Below are 14,010 nucleotides of genomic sequence, written 5' to 3' on the forward strand. Positions count from 1 at the left end.
CATCAGCTGCGCGGGCAACGCACAACGCCAACAATGCCGGGAGCATCGGCCCGGCCCACGTGACGGGAGAAGCGCCATATGCGTGTGGATCGCCGGATCACTTCGCCTGCGTCCCCGGGTCGTTCGTCTCCGTTCATCGCCGTCCTGCTCTGCGCCGCCGCCGCGTGCGCTGCGTTCACCACCCTGCCCGCGCGCGCGGAAGGTCCGTTCACCGTGTCGAGCGACGAGCTGACGCCCGGCGGGCGCGTCGGCGCCGCGAACGTGTTCGACCGCGGCGACTGCAAGGGCGACAACCGTTCGCCGCAGCTCAGGTGGCGCAACCCGCCACCCGGCACGCGCGGCTACGCGATCACGATCTTCGATCCCGATGCACCGGGGCACGGCTGGTGGCACTGGGCCGTCGCCGGCATCCCGGCGAGCGTCACGAGCCTGCCGGCCGACGCGAGCGCGTCGGGCTTCCTGCGTCGCATCGGTGCGAGCGAGGCGCGCAACGACTTCGGGATCGACGGCTACGGCGGCCCGTGCCCGCCGCCCGGCAAGCCGCACCGCTACGTGATCACCGTCTACGCGCTGAAGGGCACGGACCTGCGCATCGGGCAAGGACGCCCCGCCCCGATGTTCGAGCACGAAATCGGCACGCTGACGATCGGCACCGCACAGCTCACGGTCACTTACGGGCAGTAAGCGCTCGCGTGTCCGCCGTGAGGCGTGTGGCGTGTATCGCCGACCGCCCGTCGCCGATTGCCGATCTCCGGTCGCCGGTCTCCGGTTGCCGGTTGCCGGTTGCCGGTTGCCGGTTGCCGGTTGCCGGTTGCCGGTCGCCGGTCGCCGGTCGCCGGTCGCCGGTCGCCGGTCGCCGGTCGCCGGTCGCCGGTCGCCGGTCGCCGGTCGCCAGTCGCCGGTCGCCGGTCGCCGGTCGCCGGTCGCCGGTCGCCGGTCGCCGGTCGCCGGTCGCCGGTCGCCGGTCGCGATTGTCCGCGCCTGCGAATTTCTGTGCGCCACCCGCGCGCTTTTCTCCAGTCATTTCGGCTTGCTAGACTCGGCGGCACCGGTCGCGGCATCCCGCCGCGCATCCGTCGCGCCGCCCGACCGCGGCGCGTGACGCGGCTGGCCGCGGTGCCCGCCGTTTCGTCCCCTTCCGGAGAACGCTTCATGTCGAACATCGTCATCGTCTATCACAGCGGCTACGGTCACACGCAGAAACTGGCCGACGCCGTCCATGCAGGCGCGCAGGACGCCGGCGCCACCGCACGCCTGATCGCCGTCGGCGAGCTCGACGACGCGGGCTGGGCCGCGCTCGATGCGGCGGACGCGATCGTCTTCGGCGCGCCGACCTACATGGGCGGCCCGTCCGCGCAGTTCAAGCAGTTCGCCGATGCCACGTCGAAACCGTGGTTCACGCAGAAATGGAAGGACAAGATCGCCGCGGGCTTCACGAACTCCGCGACGATGAACGGCGACAAGTTCTCGACGATTCAGTATTTCGTCACGCTGGCGATGCAACATGGGATGGTGTGGGTCGGCACGGGCATGATGCCGGCCAACTCGAAGGCGGCCACCCGCAACGACATCAACTACGTCGGCGGCTTCACGGGCCTGCTCGCGCAGTCGCCGGCGGACGCGACGCCCGACGAGGGCCCGCTGCCCGGCGACCTCGAGACCGCGAAGGCGTTCGGGCGGCGCGTCGCCGAAGCGACCGCCCGCTGGCTGGCCGGCGGCCGCTGAACGCGGCGGCACGCGCGAGCGCTCGCGCCGCCGGTGACACGGCAACGCGGCGCAGGCGCGTGACAGGGACACAAGACGGCCCGCGGGCCGTCTTTTTTTCGCCCCGTGCGGTGCAGGCCCGCCGGATGACGTCTTAAAATGGCGGTTTCAGGGCGCCGCGGCTCCCGTTTCATTCAGTGAGAGCGAAATGAGCACCAAAGTTTTTGTCGACGGCCAGGAAGGTACGACCGGCCTCAAGATCTTCGAATACCTGTCGGCGCGCAGCGACATCGAGATCCTGCGCATCGATGAAGCGAAGCGCAAGGACGTCGACGAGCGCCGCCGCCTGATCAATGCGTCGGACGTCACGTTCCTGTGCCTGCCGGACGTCGCATCGCGCGAATCGGCATCGCTGGTCGAGAACCCGAACACGACGCTGATCGACGCGAGCACCGCGTTCCGCACGAGCGCCGACTGGGCATACGGCCTGCCGGAACTGACCCGCGCGCAGCGCGAGAAGATTCGCACGTCGAAACGCATCGCCGTGCCGGGCTGCCACGCGTCGGCCTTCGTGCTCGCGATGCGTCCGCTCGTGGATGCCGGCATCGTCGCGCCGACCTTCGCCGCGCACAGCTACTCGATCACCGGCTACAGCGGCGGCGGCAAGTCGATGATCGCCGAATACGAAAACGCGGCGCCGGGCGGCAAGCTCGCGAGCCCGCGTCCGTACGCGCTCGCGCTGGCGCACAAGCACCTGCCGGAAATGGCCGCGCACACGGGCCTCGCGCACGCGCCGATCTTCACGCCGATCGTCGGGCCGTTCCTGAAAGGCCTGGCCGTGACGACCTACTTCTCGCCCGAACAGCTCGCGAAGCGCGCGACGCCGCAGGACGTGCAGCGCGTGTTCGCCGAGTACTACGCGGACGAGCCGTTCGTGCGCGTCGCGCCGTTCAACGCGGAGGCGAATCTCGACAGCGGCTTCTTCGACGTGCAGGCGAACAACGACACGAACCGCGTCGACCTGTTCGTGTTCGGCAACGAGGAGCGCTTCGTCACGGTCGCGCGCCTCGACAACCTGGGCAAGGGCGCATCGGGCGCCGCGATCCAGTGCATGAATCTCAACATCGGCGCCGCCGAGGATGCAGGCCTCAAGCGCTGATTCAACTTGCATGCGATGCAAAGCCGGCCGCTGGCCGGCTTTTTATTTGCCCGTATCAAGCAATAAATCAAAATCCGGATCACGCATTTACAAATATTTACAAGCTTTCCATTGCGTAATTGCCGGCAAATTAATTTACCCCTTTCTCCAGTCAATCCCGAATAGGGATAAACCGGATATCGCCGCTTTAAACGCTGCCGTTATACGCGTGAAGGCCTCGAGCGCCGTCCATGCGTGGCAGCCGCCCCACTCCGGCAGCACTCTAGCGCCCTCCGCGCGTTTTAATTCTTACTGAAAGCGCTATCCCGCAAGGATTCATCGCGCGCGCGTTGTTTCAATCGTCTTTTTTAGACGAGTTCATCAATTGACAGCAAAAATCCTGGCAGCGACATTAGCTCGCACAATTAAACGATTGGAGACAGCGGCATGTCGCACGCCTTATCAAAGGGGGTGGCAACGGCCTTTGCCATCGCCCCTTTCCTGATTGCCTGTGGGGGAGGAGACGGCGGCTCGCCCGCGCCGATCGAGGCCCCTCAATGTTCCGGATCGAGCTGCGGCACGCAAGGGCCGCCGCCGTCGCAGCCCGTCAACGGCGCGCTGTGCCCGGCCGATGCCGACATCGTGAAGAGCACCTACCTCGGCGGCGCCGGCAGCGGCGAGATCGTCAGCGTCAACATCGACGCGGTCGCGATGACGTACACGCTCAAGTGGCTCGAATCGCCGATTCCGCTCGCGACCGGCACGGTCACGCCGAGCCGCGCCGGTACCACGATCACCGGCAAGGTCATCCACCCGCCGACCGGCGCGCTGCCGACCGCGGAGCAGACGCGCTGCGCGTTCGTCTTCACGCCGGGTTCGGGGAAGGCACCGAACGGCTCGACCTATTCGACGGCCGCCGACTTCAACCAGGCGAACCCGCCGATGCTGCTGGTCGGCATGGGCGTCGCGGGCGGCGGCATCCCCGGCGCGACGGTGCAGTACGACGGGCTGACGATCACCGTCGCCGGCGTCCCGATCTACAAGAACGTCGGCCAGGTGCCGAACCGCCACTTCGACTTCTACCCGTTCCTCGGCTTCGCGAACACGACGACCGACCTCACGAAGCTGCCGGGCACCTACAACGCGCTGCTCTACCACCTCGTGCCGTCGGGCAACTACGCGACGAAGGGCACGAATTCGAGCGAGACGTTCGATGCGAACGGCGCGTGCACGTCGACGAGTGCGGGGGGCTGCCAGACGACCGGCGATCCGTGGACCGTCAACACCGCGAACGGCGGCTACCTCGACAGCACGAAGGCACCGCAGATCCTGCCGCAGACGGCGCTGCCGATCGTCGGCACGACCGGCAAGTCGGCGACCGCGCACATGGTGATCGGCCAGCTCAACGGCGCGACCGTGCCGGTGGTGGTCCGCACCGGCTACGTGTATCTGGGCACCGACCTCGCGCTGCACACCGACGCCAAGGTCGACGACGAATCGGGCATCGCGGTGCTCGGCAAGGCAACGGCGATCCAGTCGGGCGCGATCGACGGCGGCTACGCGGGCGCGGATTCGAACTTCAAGTACACGGCGGCACTGATCCGCGGCAGCAACGCGTCGTTCATCAACCCGACCACGCAGGCCGAGGAAGACGCCTTCACGCTCGACTACGGTCAGGGAACGCCGGGCCTGCTGAACACGACGACGACGCCGGCGAACGGCGCGACCTATCCGTCCGCATCGGGCGTGGTGATCGCGACGGGCGGCCTGTACGCGGCGCTGATCCAGGGCACGGTGAACGGCGGCGTCACGTCGACGTCGGCGAACTCGAGCACGTCGTCGACACCGTACTTCGGCGTGGGCGCGCAGATCAGCAAGTAACGATCGAGGACGCGGCGGCCGGTGCGCCGCCGCGGGATGCAGGGAAGGCACGCAACGACGGCGCCCGGCACGGCGCAGCAGCACGAGCACAAGCAACAGAAGCGGCCGACAGGGAGCCGGCCGCCCGACAAGACAAATCTGGAGGAGCAACATGAAGCGCAACCTCGTTCTCGCGGCGGCCCTTGCCGCCCCCCTACTTTCCGCATGCGGCGGTGGCGGCGGCGACAACCCGCCCCCGCTCGTCGAAGACCGGCTCTGCCCCGCCACGCTCGACTACAACACCGTGTACACCGGCGGCGCGGGCAGCGGCGAACTGGCCAAGGTCCAGCTCGACACGACCAAGATGACCTGGCAGGTCACCTATGTCGAATCGCCGGTGCCGCAAAAGACCGGCACCGTCACGCCGACCCGCGCGGGCACCGTCGACAGCGGCACGCTCACGCAGGAAACGATGCTGCCGACCAACAAGCTGAACCAGTGCGCATTCCGGCTGAACGGCGCGAGCCTCGACGCGTCGCGTCCGGCGCGCATCTTCGTCGGCTTCGGTGTCGCGGGCGGCACGATTCCCGGCAAGGAGATCCAGTTCGACGGCGTGCTCGGCCAGGCCGCGGTGCCCGACACGAAATTCCCGTATTACCCGTTCATCGGCTTCTCGTCGATCGAAACCGACATCACGAAGGTCGCGGGCACGTACAGCCACATCGGCTTCGGCGAAGTGCCGTCGCAGAAATTCGCGCCGGCGTCGATCGATGCGAAGGTGACGATCAACGCGGACGGCACGTGGACCAAGTGCGACACGACCGGCCAGTTCGCCGGCGGCGCGTGCATGCAGCAGGGCACGAACTTCGTGCAGTCGGCCGACGGCAGCGGCGCGTTCCAGAGCAACAACTACCGGAGCCAGCTGCAGCCGACGCTGTCGGCGACGCCGCAAGGCAAGGGCTTCATGATCGTCGGCAAACTGCGCAACCAGCTGGTGCCGATCCTCGTGCGCACGGGTGTCGCGAACCCGAACCCGACGCCCGACAGCAACGGTGTGCCGGGCCTGACCGCCGACGACGAATCGAGCATCTCGATCCTCGCGCCGCAGACCGCGATCGCGGCCGGGTCGCAAAACGGCGAATACATCGGCGTCGACAGCCAGTTCGACTACCGGACCACCGCGCTGATCAACAACCAGGCCACGCTGCTCGATCCGTTCCAGCCGTCGCAGGCCTCGCTCGCGACCCCGCTCGACCTGGACTACACGCAGAAGGTGCCGGGCACGGTCACGACGATCCACACGGGTTCGGGCAGCACGTCGCCGACCGGGAAGTTCATCTTCACGGGTGGCGTGTTCGGTTTCCTCGACAACGCGGGTTCGACGCCGTATTTCACGATCGGCGCGTTCGTCCAGTAAGCGGAGGAAGCCGTGATGAAGAAGACCCTTCTCTGCGCGGCGGCCGGCGCCGCCGCCCTGGCGCCGCTCGCGGCGCACGCGCAGAGCGCCGGCAGCAACGTCGTCACGCTGGGCTGGTTCCACGTGATGCCTCAGCAGAGCAGCACGCCGATGACGACCAACGTCGCGCCGACGCCGATCAACACGCCGCTGCGGCTGCCGCCGTCGTTCACGTCGCCGGGCACCGGGCTGCGTACGAGCGGCGCCGACACGGTCGGCCTGACGGTCAGCCACTTCCTGACCGACCACATCGCGGTCACGTCGGTGGCGGGCGTGCCGCCGGTGTTCAAGGTGTCGGGTCAAGGCACGATCAAGCCGCCCGGCCCGGCCGGCGCGCTCGGCACGCAGAACATCGGCCTCGCCTCGGTGAACCCGATCGTGAAGAGCGTGCGGCAGTGGAGCCCGGCGGCGATCCTGCAGTACTACTTCGGGGCGGCGACCGCGAAGTTCCGGCCGTTCCTCGGCCTCGGCGTGTCGTACAACTGGTTCAGCGACCTGCAACTCAACACGAACTTCATCAAGCAGACGCAGGACAACCTCGGCGCGATTCTCGCCGCGGGCGCGGGCAAGCCGGGTACGACATCGGTGGAAGCGAAGGCGTCGTCGTCATGGCAGCCGGTATTCAACGCGGGCCTGCAGTACAACATGACCGAGCATTTCGGGCTGGTCGCGTCGGTGACCTACATCCCGCTGAAGACGACGTCGACGGTGACGATCAAGGCGGCCGACGGCACGGTGCTCTCCGAGTCGAAATCGGACCTGAAGGCCGACCCGATCATCAGCTACGTCGGGATGACCTACAAGTTCTGATGCCGGCGATGGAGGACGGAGAATGAATGGACGGCCCGCGCAAAAAACGCGGGCAAAAAAAAGCCCGCCTAAGAGGCGGGCTGAATCCATATCAGAGGAGACATGGAGGAGACAGGTGTAACTATAGCGAATCAGTTTCCGCATTGCAACATTTCCGTAGAGAAAATAAGGATTTTCCCTCGACTGCGCACTCTAGATCGCTAGTTCTCATCCGACCCCTTCCCGTTCTCCCGGTCGAGCACCTCGCCCAGCGTGTCGCGCAGCAGCGCGACCGGCCGCGTCAGGCGGCCCGGCAGCGCGCCGTGCACGATCCACACGTTGATCCGCGTTTCCAGCCCCGCCGTTTCCACCACCCTCAGCGCATCGCGATGCTTGCTGCGCGCCAGTGCGTTCGGCGACGCGATCCCGATGCCGGCACCGCGCGCGACGAGCGACAGCTGCAGCTCGGAGCCGAACGCCTCGACCGCGACGTCGAACGGCAGCCCCGCAGCGCCAAGCGCGCGGCTCAAGGCCGAACGCATCCCGCAGCCGTCCTGGCTCAGCACCCACGGAAAACCCGACAGCACGTCGAGCGACAGCGGGCCGGCCGGCAGCGGGAAATCGCGCGCGGCGACCAGCACCGTCGGCTGCGTGCCGAGCGGCGTGGCCGTCAGCGTATCGGGCAGCGCCGCGCTGGCCGGCACCATGACCGCCGCGACATCGAGCGTGCCGCGCTCGATGCCCTGCACGAGCGCCGGCGACCAGCCGGCCGTCACGCGCAGCGTCAGCCGCGGAAACACGTCGCGCAGCCGGTCGATCGGCCGCTCGAGCGCCAGCTCGGACAGGAACGGCGGCACGCCGATGCGCAGTTCGCCCGACGGCTCGCTGTCGGGCGCACCGGCCGCCATCAATGCGTCGACCGCACCCAGCACGTTGCGCGCGAGCGCATAGACGTCGCGCCCGGCGGCGGTCGGCTTCAGCGGCTTGCTCTGCCGCTCGAGCAGCGGCATGCCCAGGAGCGTCTCGAGGTTCTGCACGCGTCGCGTGAGGCCCGGCTGCGTGAGATGGAGCTTCGCCGCGGCCGCGACCATCGACCCGCTGTCGACCACCGCGACGAACGCCTGGAGATCACGCGTATTCAAAGCAAACTCGCATAATCATGTTAGACATATTTCAATTGTCGCATAAACATCCCGGCACCTACGATGGGGATTCCTTCGCTCGACGCCCCCAGGTTTCCGATGAACTGCCCTGCCGACTCCCGCCCCGCCCCCGGCCGCGCCGCGCTCGGTGCACCGCCCGTGCTGAGCACGGGCATGACGCTCTTCTTCGCCGCGACGGTCGGCGTGATCGTGATGGACCTGTTCGCCGCGCAACCGCTGACGGGCCCGATCAGCGCCGACCTGCACCTGCCGCCCGGTCTCGCGGGCCTCGTCGCGATGCTGCCGCAACTCGGCTACGCAGCCGGCCTCGTGCTGCTCGTGCCGCTCGTCGACCTGCTCGAGAACCGCCGGCTGATCGTCGCGACGCTCGTCGCGTGTGCGGCCGCGCTCGCGTTGCCGGCGTTCACGCGGTCCGGCACCGTCTTCCTGCTCGCGACGCTGGCCGCCGGCGCCGCGTCGAGCGTGATCCAGATGCTGGTGCCGATGGCCGCGTCGATGGCGCCCGAAGCGCAGCGCGGGCGGGCGGTCGGCAACGTGATGAGCGGGCTGATGCTCGGCATCCTGCTGTCGCGGCCGCTCGCCAGCCTGATCGCGGGCACGGCCGGCTGGCGCGCGTTCTACGCGCTGGCCGCGCTCGCGAACGCGGCGATTGCGGCAGTGCTCGCGCTGCGCTTGCCGCCGCGTGTGCCGCCGGCTGCGGCCGGCTATCGCGCGCTGCTCGTGTCGATGGGCCGGCTGCTGGCCGACGAAGCGGTGCTGCGCCGGCATGCGCTGTCGGCCGCGCTCGCGATGGCCGCGTTCAGCGCGTTCTGGACCGCCGTCGGGTTGCGGCTCGCGCAGCCGCCGTTCGGCCTCGACCTGCACGGCATCGCGCTGTTCGCGTTCGCCGGCGCGAGCGGCGCGATCGTCACGCCGCTGGCCGGCCGCGCCGGCGATCGTGGCCACGGCCCGGCCGCGCAGCGCATCGCGCACGTGACAATGCTCGCGGCGCTCACCGTGCTCGGCATCGCCGGCGCCGGCTGGTTCGGCTTCGATGCGCACGCGCATCGCAGTATCGCGCTGGCGCTGCTCGCCGGCGGCGCGGCGCTGCTCGACGCGGGCGTGATCGTCGACCAGACGATCGGCCGCAGGGAAATCAACCTGTTGAACCCGGCCGCACGCGGGCGGCTGAACGGGCTGTTCGTCGGGTTGTTCTTCGTCGGCGGCGCGCTCGGCGCGGCGCTGGCGGGCAACGCATGGGCGTGGGGCGGGTGGAGCGCCGTGTGCGGCGTCGGCTTCGCGTTCGCGGGCGCGGCCGCGGCGTTCGGCTTGTCGGGCGGGCGCCGGAGCGGCACCGCGGCGTGGCCGCGCGCGTAACGCGGGCCCGGACATGAAAACGCCCCGCCCTCTGACGAGGCGCGGGGCGTCCGGCGGGCCGCGTGGCCGCGCTGGCCGAAATCAGTGACGGACCAGCGCCATCATCGCGCCGAAGCCGACGAAGATCCCGCCCGTCAGCCGGTTGAACACCTTCGCGACGCTCTGGCTCTTCAGCGTCGCGCCGATGCGCGTGCCGAACGACGCGTAGACGAGATACCAGCTGACCTCGATCACCGCGAACGTGACGACGAGGATGCAGAACTGCGGCAGCGTCGGCTCGGCTGCATTGATGAACTGCGGCAGCAGCGCGGCCGCGAACAGGATCGCCTTCGGGTTGCTGCCCGCGACCAGGAAACCATTGCGGAACAGCGCCCAGCGCGATGCCGACGCGCCTTGCGAAACCGCATCGACGTCCGCGGCCGGCGCGTCGTCGACGCGTGCGCGCCACGCCTTCACGCCGAGGTAGATCAGGTAGGCGGCGCCCGCGAAGCGCAACGCATCGAACGTCGCCGGCCACGCCTCGAGCACCGCCCCGAGCCCCGCCGCGGACACCGCGAGCATCAGCACCAGCGCGCTCAGGCAGCCGGCCATCGTCGACGCCGAACGGCGCAGCCCATGCTGCGCGCCGTGCGTCATCACGAGCAGCATGTTCGGACCCGGAATCGCCGATACGACGAACACCGTCGCCACGAAAAGCCACCACGTATGCAGGTTCATGACCGCCCCGACCGAAAGAGAATTGAAATGTCGATTATGCCGCGCGCGCGGCGTTTTTGTCCCGCGTCGGCTCAGCGGCCCGCGCGGCGCAGCGCGACTTCGCCGAGCACCGCGAAGTCCTGTTCGCCGCCGCCGTGCGCGAGCGCATCGAGCAGGCTGTCGCGCACGACGCTCGCCACCGGCAGCGGCACCGACGCCGCGTCGCCGGCCTCCAGCGCGAGCCGCACGTCCTTCAGCCCGAGGCGCGCCTTGAAGCGCGCGGGTTCGTAGCTGCGCTCGGCGATCATCCCGCCGTAGCCTGCGTAGACCGGCCCCGGGAACACGCTGTTCGTGATCACGTCGAGGAAATCGCGCATCGCGACGCCGTGCGCGCCGAGCAGCGCGGACGCCTCGCCGAGCGTCTCGATCGCCGACGCGAGCGTGAAATTCGCCGCGATCTTCGCGACGTTCGCATGCTGCGGCAGCGAGCCGAACCGCCAGGTCTTCTGGCCGATCGCGTCGAACAGCGGCTGCACGCGGTCGATCGCCTCGGCCGGGCCGCCGGCCATGATCGTCAGGCGCGCGGCGGCCGCGACGTCCGGGCGCCCCATCACGGGCGCGGCGACGTACTCGAGGCCGCGCGACGCATGCGCGTGCGCGAGCGACTCGGCCAGCGCGACCGACACCGTCGCCATGTTCACGTGGATCAGGCCGCGCGGCGCCTGCGCGAGCAGCGCGTCGTCGAATACTTCGCGCGCGGCCGCGTCGTCGGCGAGCATCGAGAACACGGCGTCGCCGCGAAACGCGTCGGCCGGCGTCGCGACGATCTGCGCGCCCAGCGCGGCGAGCGGCTCGGCGCGCTCGCGCGACCGGTTCCAGACCCGCAGGGCGTGCCCCGCCTTCAGCAGGTTCGTCGCGATCGCCTGCCCCATTTCGCCCAGCCCGATAAATCCGAGATCCATTTCCCCGCTCCTTCGACCCGTGAAGCGGGGAGTTAAACACAGATGGCGGCGGCCTGCAGCCCCCGGCGACCGGCCGTGCGCGGTGCGATACTGCGCCAATGGCGACCGCGACCTTCCGCTTCCACGGCGAACTGAACGCGTTTCTCGCGCGCGAGCAGCGCGAGTGCGCGTTCGCGCATGCGTTTGCGCGCGATGCGACGGTCAAGCACGCGATCGAGGCACTCGGCGTCCCGCATACGGAAATCGGCCTGCTCTGCGTGAACGGCGCACCGGCCGCCCTCGACCGGCCGCTCGGCGACGGCGACCGCGTCGACATCCATCCGGAGCGCGCGCAGCCGGCGGCCGCCTCGCCGCTGCCGCAACCGGACCACTGGCGCTTCGTCGCCGACGCGCATCTCGGCGGCCTCGCGCAGCTGCTGCGCCTCGCCGGCTTCGACACCTGCTACGACAACCACTACCGCGACGACGAACTCGCGGCGCTCGCCGCGCGCGAAGGCCGGATCGTGCTGACCCGCGACCGCGAGCTGCTGAAGCGCCGCGCGGTCGTGCGCGGCTGCTACCTGCATGCGCAGCAGCCGGACGCGCAGCTGCGCGAGCTGTTCGCGCGGCTCGATCTCGCGCCGCACATGCGGCCGTTCCGGCTGTGCCTGCGCTGCAACGCGCCGCTGCACGCGCTCGATGCGGCGGACGCCGCGCCGCGCGTGCCGCCGGGCGTGCGCCAGCGGCACCGGCGCTTTGCCGCGTGCGACGTGTGCCGGCGCGTGTTCTGGGAAGGGTCGCACTGGCGGCGCATGCGCGCGGTGGTCGATGCGATGCGCGCGCCGCCGCCCGATGCCCTCGAGTTTCCGGACGTGGCGGACGCCTGAAAAAACAAAACCCCGCAGGCCGAAGCATGCGGGGTTTCGCGACGGCCGGCCGGCAGCGGCGCCCCCGGCGGAGCGTGCTTAGTTCTGCGCGCCTGCGTCGTTCCGGACGTGGCTGACGCCCCTGAGAAAAACAAAACCCCGCAGGCCGGAGCGTGCGGGGTTTCGCGACAGGGGGGGCCGGCAGCGCCGGCCCGGTGAAGCGTGCTTAGTTCTGCGTGCCTGCGTCGTTCGTGCCGGCGGCCGAAGCGGCTGCGGCCTTCGCCTTGCCCTTGGCCGAACCGTGTTGCTTCAGCTGGTGCTTCGGCTTGCTGTGATCCTTCTTGGCCGGTGCCGGTGCAGCGGCCGACGTGTCGGCTGCCGGCGCCGACGCCTGTGCGAATGCCGAAACCGATGCGAGAGCGAATGCTGCGGTCATGATCGAAGCGAGCGTCTTCTTCATTGTTCTTCCTTTAGCGGAGAAAAAGTCAAACGTACCGGTAAGAGATGCGAGGCATCCGCATCGGAACATCAGTCGCGCCGGGCTCCCGGTCGCCACCGGACGGGTCGGCTCTCGCCTTTCCGCCTCGGCAAATACTGACGCACAGGCTCCATAACGCATCGCCCGCGCGGCGAGTTGACATGCAGCTTGCATCGTTCGGGTTTCCCCGGGGGGCACGGGTTTCGCGCCCGCGCGACGCGCCGCCGGGACCTGCGTCAATCGTCCGACAAACCGGCTCTCGCGCCCGTCGCCCCGACGCTATACTGGCCACCTTCCGTCCCAACCGGACGCGGCCGGTCACGAGACCGCCGCCGTCGCAAGGCGCCCAAATTGCCCGATCACAATCTGGACAAACTGAAAATCGACCGGCGTCCGATCGCACCCGCGCCACGCCGGCGCCGGTGGGTCCGCTACGCGGTCGCCGCCGCGCTCGTCATCGTCGCGATCGTCGCCGCGCTGGCGCTCACCGGCCGGCCGACGGTCGACACGACCTCCGTCACGTCCGCCTACCCGTACCAGAACGACACCCAGCTCAACGCGACCGGCTACGTCGTGCCGCAGCGCAAGGCGGCGGTCGCGTCGAAGGGCCAGGGTCGCGTCGAGTGGCTCGGCGTGCTCGAGGGCACGCGCGTGAAGAAGGACGAGATCATCGCGCGGCTCGAAAGCCGCGACGTGCAGGCGTCGCTGGCACAGGCACGCGCGCAGGCGCAGGTCTCCCGTGCGAACCTCGGCGTCGCGCGGGCAGAACTGAAGGATGCGGAGATCGCGCTGCGCCGCACCGCCGCGCTCGCGCCGAAGGGCGCGGTGCCGGCCGCGCAGCTCGACATCGACACGGCCCGCGTGAACAAGGCACGCGCGTCGGTCAACAGCGACGAAGCCGCGATCGCGTCCGCCGAAGCCAATGCGCAGGCCGCGCAGGTCGCGGTCGACCAGACGGTGATCCGCGCGCCGTTCGACGGGATCGTGCTCGCGAAGCACGCGAACGTCGGCGACAACATCACGCCGTTCTCGTCCGCGTCGGACAGCAAGGGCGCGGTCGTGACGATCGCCGACATGGACACGCTCGAGGTCGAGGCCGACGTCGCCGAATCGAACATCGCGAAGATCCGCGCGGAGCAGCCGTGCGAGATCCAGCTCGACGCGCTGCCCGACATGCGCTTCGCGGGCCGCGTGTCGCGTATCGTGCCGACCGTCGACCGCTCGAAGGCGACCGTGCTGGTGAAGGTGCGTTTCGTCGACCGCGACGAGCGCGTGCTGCCCGACATGAGCGCGAAGATCGCGTTCCTGTCGAAGCCGGCGTCGCCGCAGGACCGGCAGCCGGTGACGGCCGTGCAGGCGAGCGCGGTGGTCGAGCGCGACGGCCGCCCGGTCGTGTTCGTCGTGAAGGACGACACGGTGCGTGCGACGGCGGTGACCCGAGGCGCGCGGATCGGCGAACTCGTCGCGATCCGCGGCGTGAAGCCCGGCGATACGGTCGTGCTCGCGCCGGGCGCGAAGCTGAAGGACGGCGCGAAAGTCGCTGTCGCGAAGAAGTAGCGTGGC

General features: G+C 69.4%; 13 protein-coding genes. 9 read left to right on the forward strand and 4 right to left on the reverse strand.

Annotated features, from left to right (window positions below):
- Positions 1-78: 78 nt before the first annotated feature.
- The 6 genes from U4Z64_RS27695 (at position 79) to U4Z64_RS27720 (ending at position 6,968) form a co-directional block, all read left to right on the forward strand.
- On the forward strand, positions 79-684 hold the full coding sequence (locus tag U4Z64_RS27695; RefSeq protein WP_044846328.1) for a YbhB/YbcL family Raf kinase inhibitor-like protein: 606 nt from the start codon (positions 79-81) through the stop codon (positions 682-684).
- Between the two features lie 468 nt (positions 685-1,152).
- Positions 1,153-1,725, forward strand: a complete 573-nt coding sequence (locus U4Z64_RS27700; protein ID WP_044846329.1) for a flavodoxin family protein — start codon at positions 1,153-1,155, stop codon at positions 1,723-1,725.
- Between the two features lie 187 nt (positions 1,726-1,912).
- On the forward strand, positions 1,913-2,863 hold the full coding sequence (gene argC / locus U4Z64_RS27705) for an N-acetyl-gamma-glutamyl-phosphate reductase (RefSeq protein ID WP_257775963.1): 951 nt from the start codon (positions 1,913-1,915) through the stop codon (positions 2,861-2,863).
- Between the two features lie 426 nt (positions 2,864-3,289).
- Positions 3,290-4,723 carry a DUF2957 domain-containing protein gene (locus U4Z64_RS27710; protein WP_124489231.1) on the forward strand — a complete coding sequence of 478 codons (1,434 nt, stop codon included), beginning with the start codon at positions 3,290-3,292 and terminating at the stop codon, positions 4,721-4,723.
- A gap of 151 nt (positions 4,724-4,874) precedes the next feature.
- On the forward strand, positions 4,875-6,119 hold the full coding sequence (locus U4Z64_RS27715; RefSeq protein ID WP_321821652.1) for a DUF2957 domain-containing protein: 1,245 nt from the start codon (positions 4,875-4,877) through the stop codon (positions 6,117-6,119).
- Positions 6,120-6,134: 15 nt separating this feature from the next.
- On the forward strand, positions 6,135-6,968 hold the full coding sequence (locus U4Z64_RS27720) for an OmpW/AlkL family protein (protein ID WP_044846333.1): 834 nt from the start codon (positions 6,135-6,137) through the stop codon (positions 6,966-6,968).
- 200 nt (positions 6,969-7,168) lie between these two features.
- On the opposite strand, the gene U4Z64_RS27725 is transcribed toward U4Z64_RS27720, so the two are convergent.
- Complete coding sequence (locus U4Z64_RS27725; RefSeq protein WP_321821653.1) at positions 7,169-8,089, reverse strand: LysR family transcriptional regulator; 921 nt, start codon at positions 8,087-8,089, stop codon at positions 7,169-7,171.
- A 99-nt stretch (positions 8,090-8,188) separates the two neighbouring features.
- Here U4Z64_RS27725 and U4Z64_RS27730 point away from each other — a divergent pair, with 99 nt between their 5' ends.
- Positions 8,189-9,466 carry an MFS transporter gene (locus U4Z64_RS27730; RefSeq protein WP_321821694.1) on the forward strand — a complete coding sequence of 426 codons (1,278 nt, stop codon included), beginning with the start codon at positions 8,189-8,191 and terminating at the stop codon, positions 9,464-9,466.
- Between the two features lie 81 nt (positions 9,467-9,547).
- Here U4Z64_RS27730 and U4Z64_RS27735 read toward each other — a convergent pair whose 3' ends face one another.
- Together U4Z64_RS27735 and U4Z64_RS27740 are read right to left on the reverse strand one after the other, a co-directional pair.
- Entirely contained in the window at positions 9,548-10,183 is a 636-nt protein-coding gene (locus U4Z64_RS27735; protein WP_044846336.1) for a LysE family translocator, read from the reverse strand.
- 71 nt (positions 10,184-10,254) lie between these two features.
- Positions 10,255-11,166: an NAD(P)-dependent oxidoreductase gene (locus tag U4Z64_RS27740; RefSeq protein ID WP_321821695.1), complete on the reverse strand. Its 912-nt coding sequence runs from the start codon at positions 11,164-11,166 to the stop codon at positions 10,255-10,257.
- Between the two features lie 56 nt (positions 11,167-11,222).
- On the opposite strand from U4Z64_RS27740, the gene U4Z64_RS27745 reads away from it, so the two are divergent.
- Positions 11,223-11,990 carry a Mut7-C RNAse domain-containing protein gene (locus U4Z64_RS27745; RefSeq protein WP_321821654.1) on the forward strand — a complete coding sequence of 256 codons (768 nt, stop codon included), beginning with the start codon at positions 11,223-11,225 and terminating at the stop codon, positions 11,988-11,990.
- A gap of 205 nt (positions 11,991-12,195) precedes the next feature.
- Here U4Z64_RS27745 and U4Z64_RS27750 read toward each other — a convergent pair whose 3' ends face one another.
- Complete coding sequence (locus tag U4Z64_RS27750) at positions 12,196-12,429, reverse strand: hypothetical protein (protein ID WP_044846339.1); 234 nt, start codon at positions 12,427-12,429, stop codon at positions 12,196-12,198.
- A 369-nt stretch (positions 12,430-12,798) separates the two neighbouring features.
- On the opposite strand from U4Z64_RS27750, the gene U4Z64_RS27755 reads away from it, so the two are divergent.
- Positions 12,799-14,004 (forward strand): efflux RND transporter periplasmic adaptor subunit, encoded by a 1,206-nt coding sequence (locus U4Z64_RS27755; RefSeq protein ID WP_321804043.1) that lies wholly within the window; start codon positions 12,799-12,801, stop codon positions 14,002-14,004.
- Positions 14,005-14,010 lie beyond the last annotated feature (6 nt).

Source organism: Burkholderia sp. BCC1996 (genome assembly GCF_905339955.1).
GTDB lineage: Bacteria > Pseudomonadota > Gammaproteobacteria > Burkholderiales > Burkholderiaceae > Burkholderia.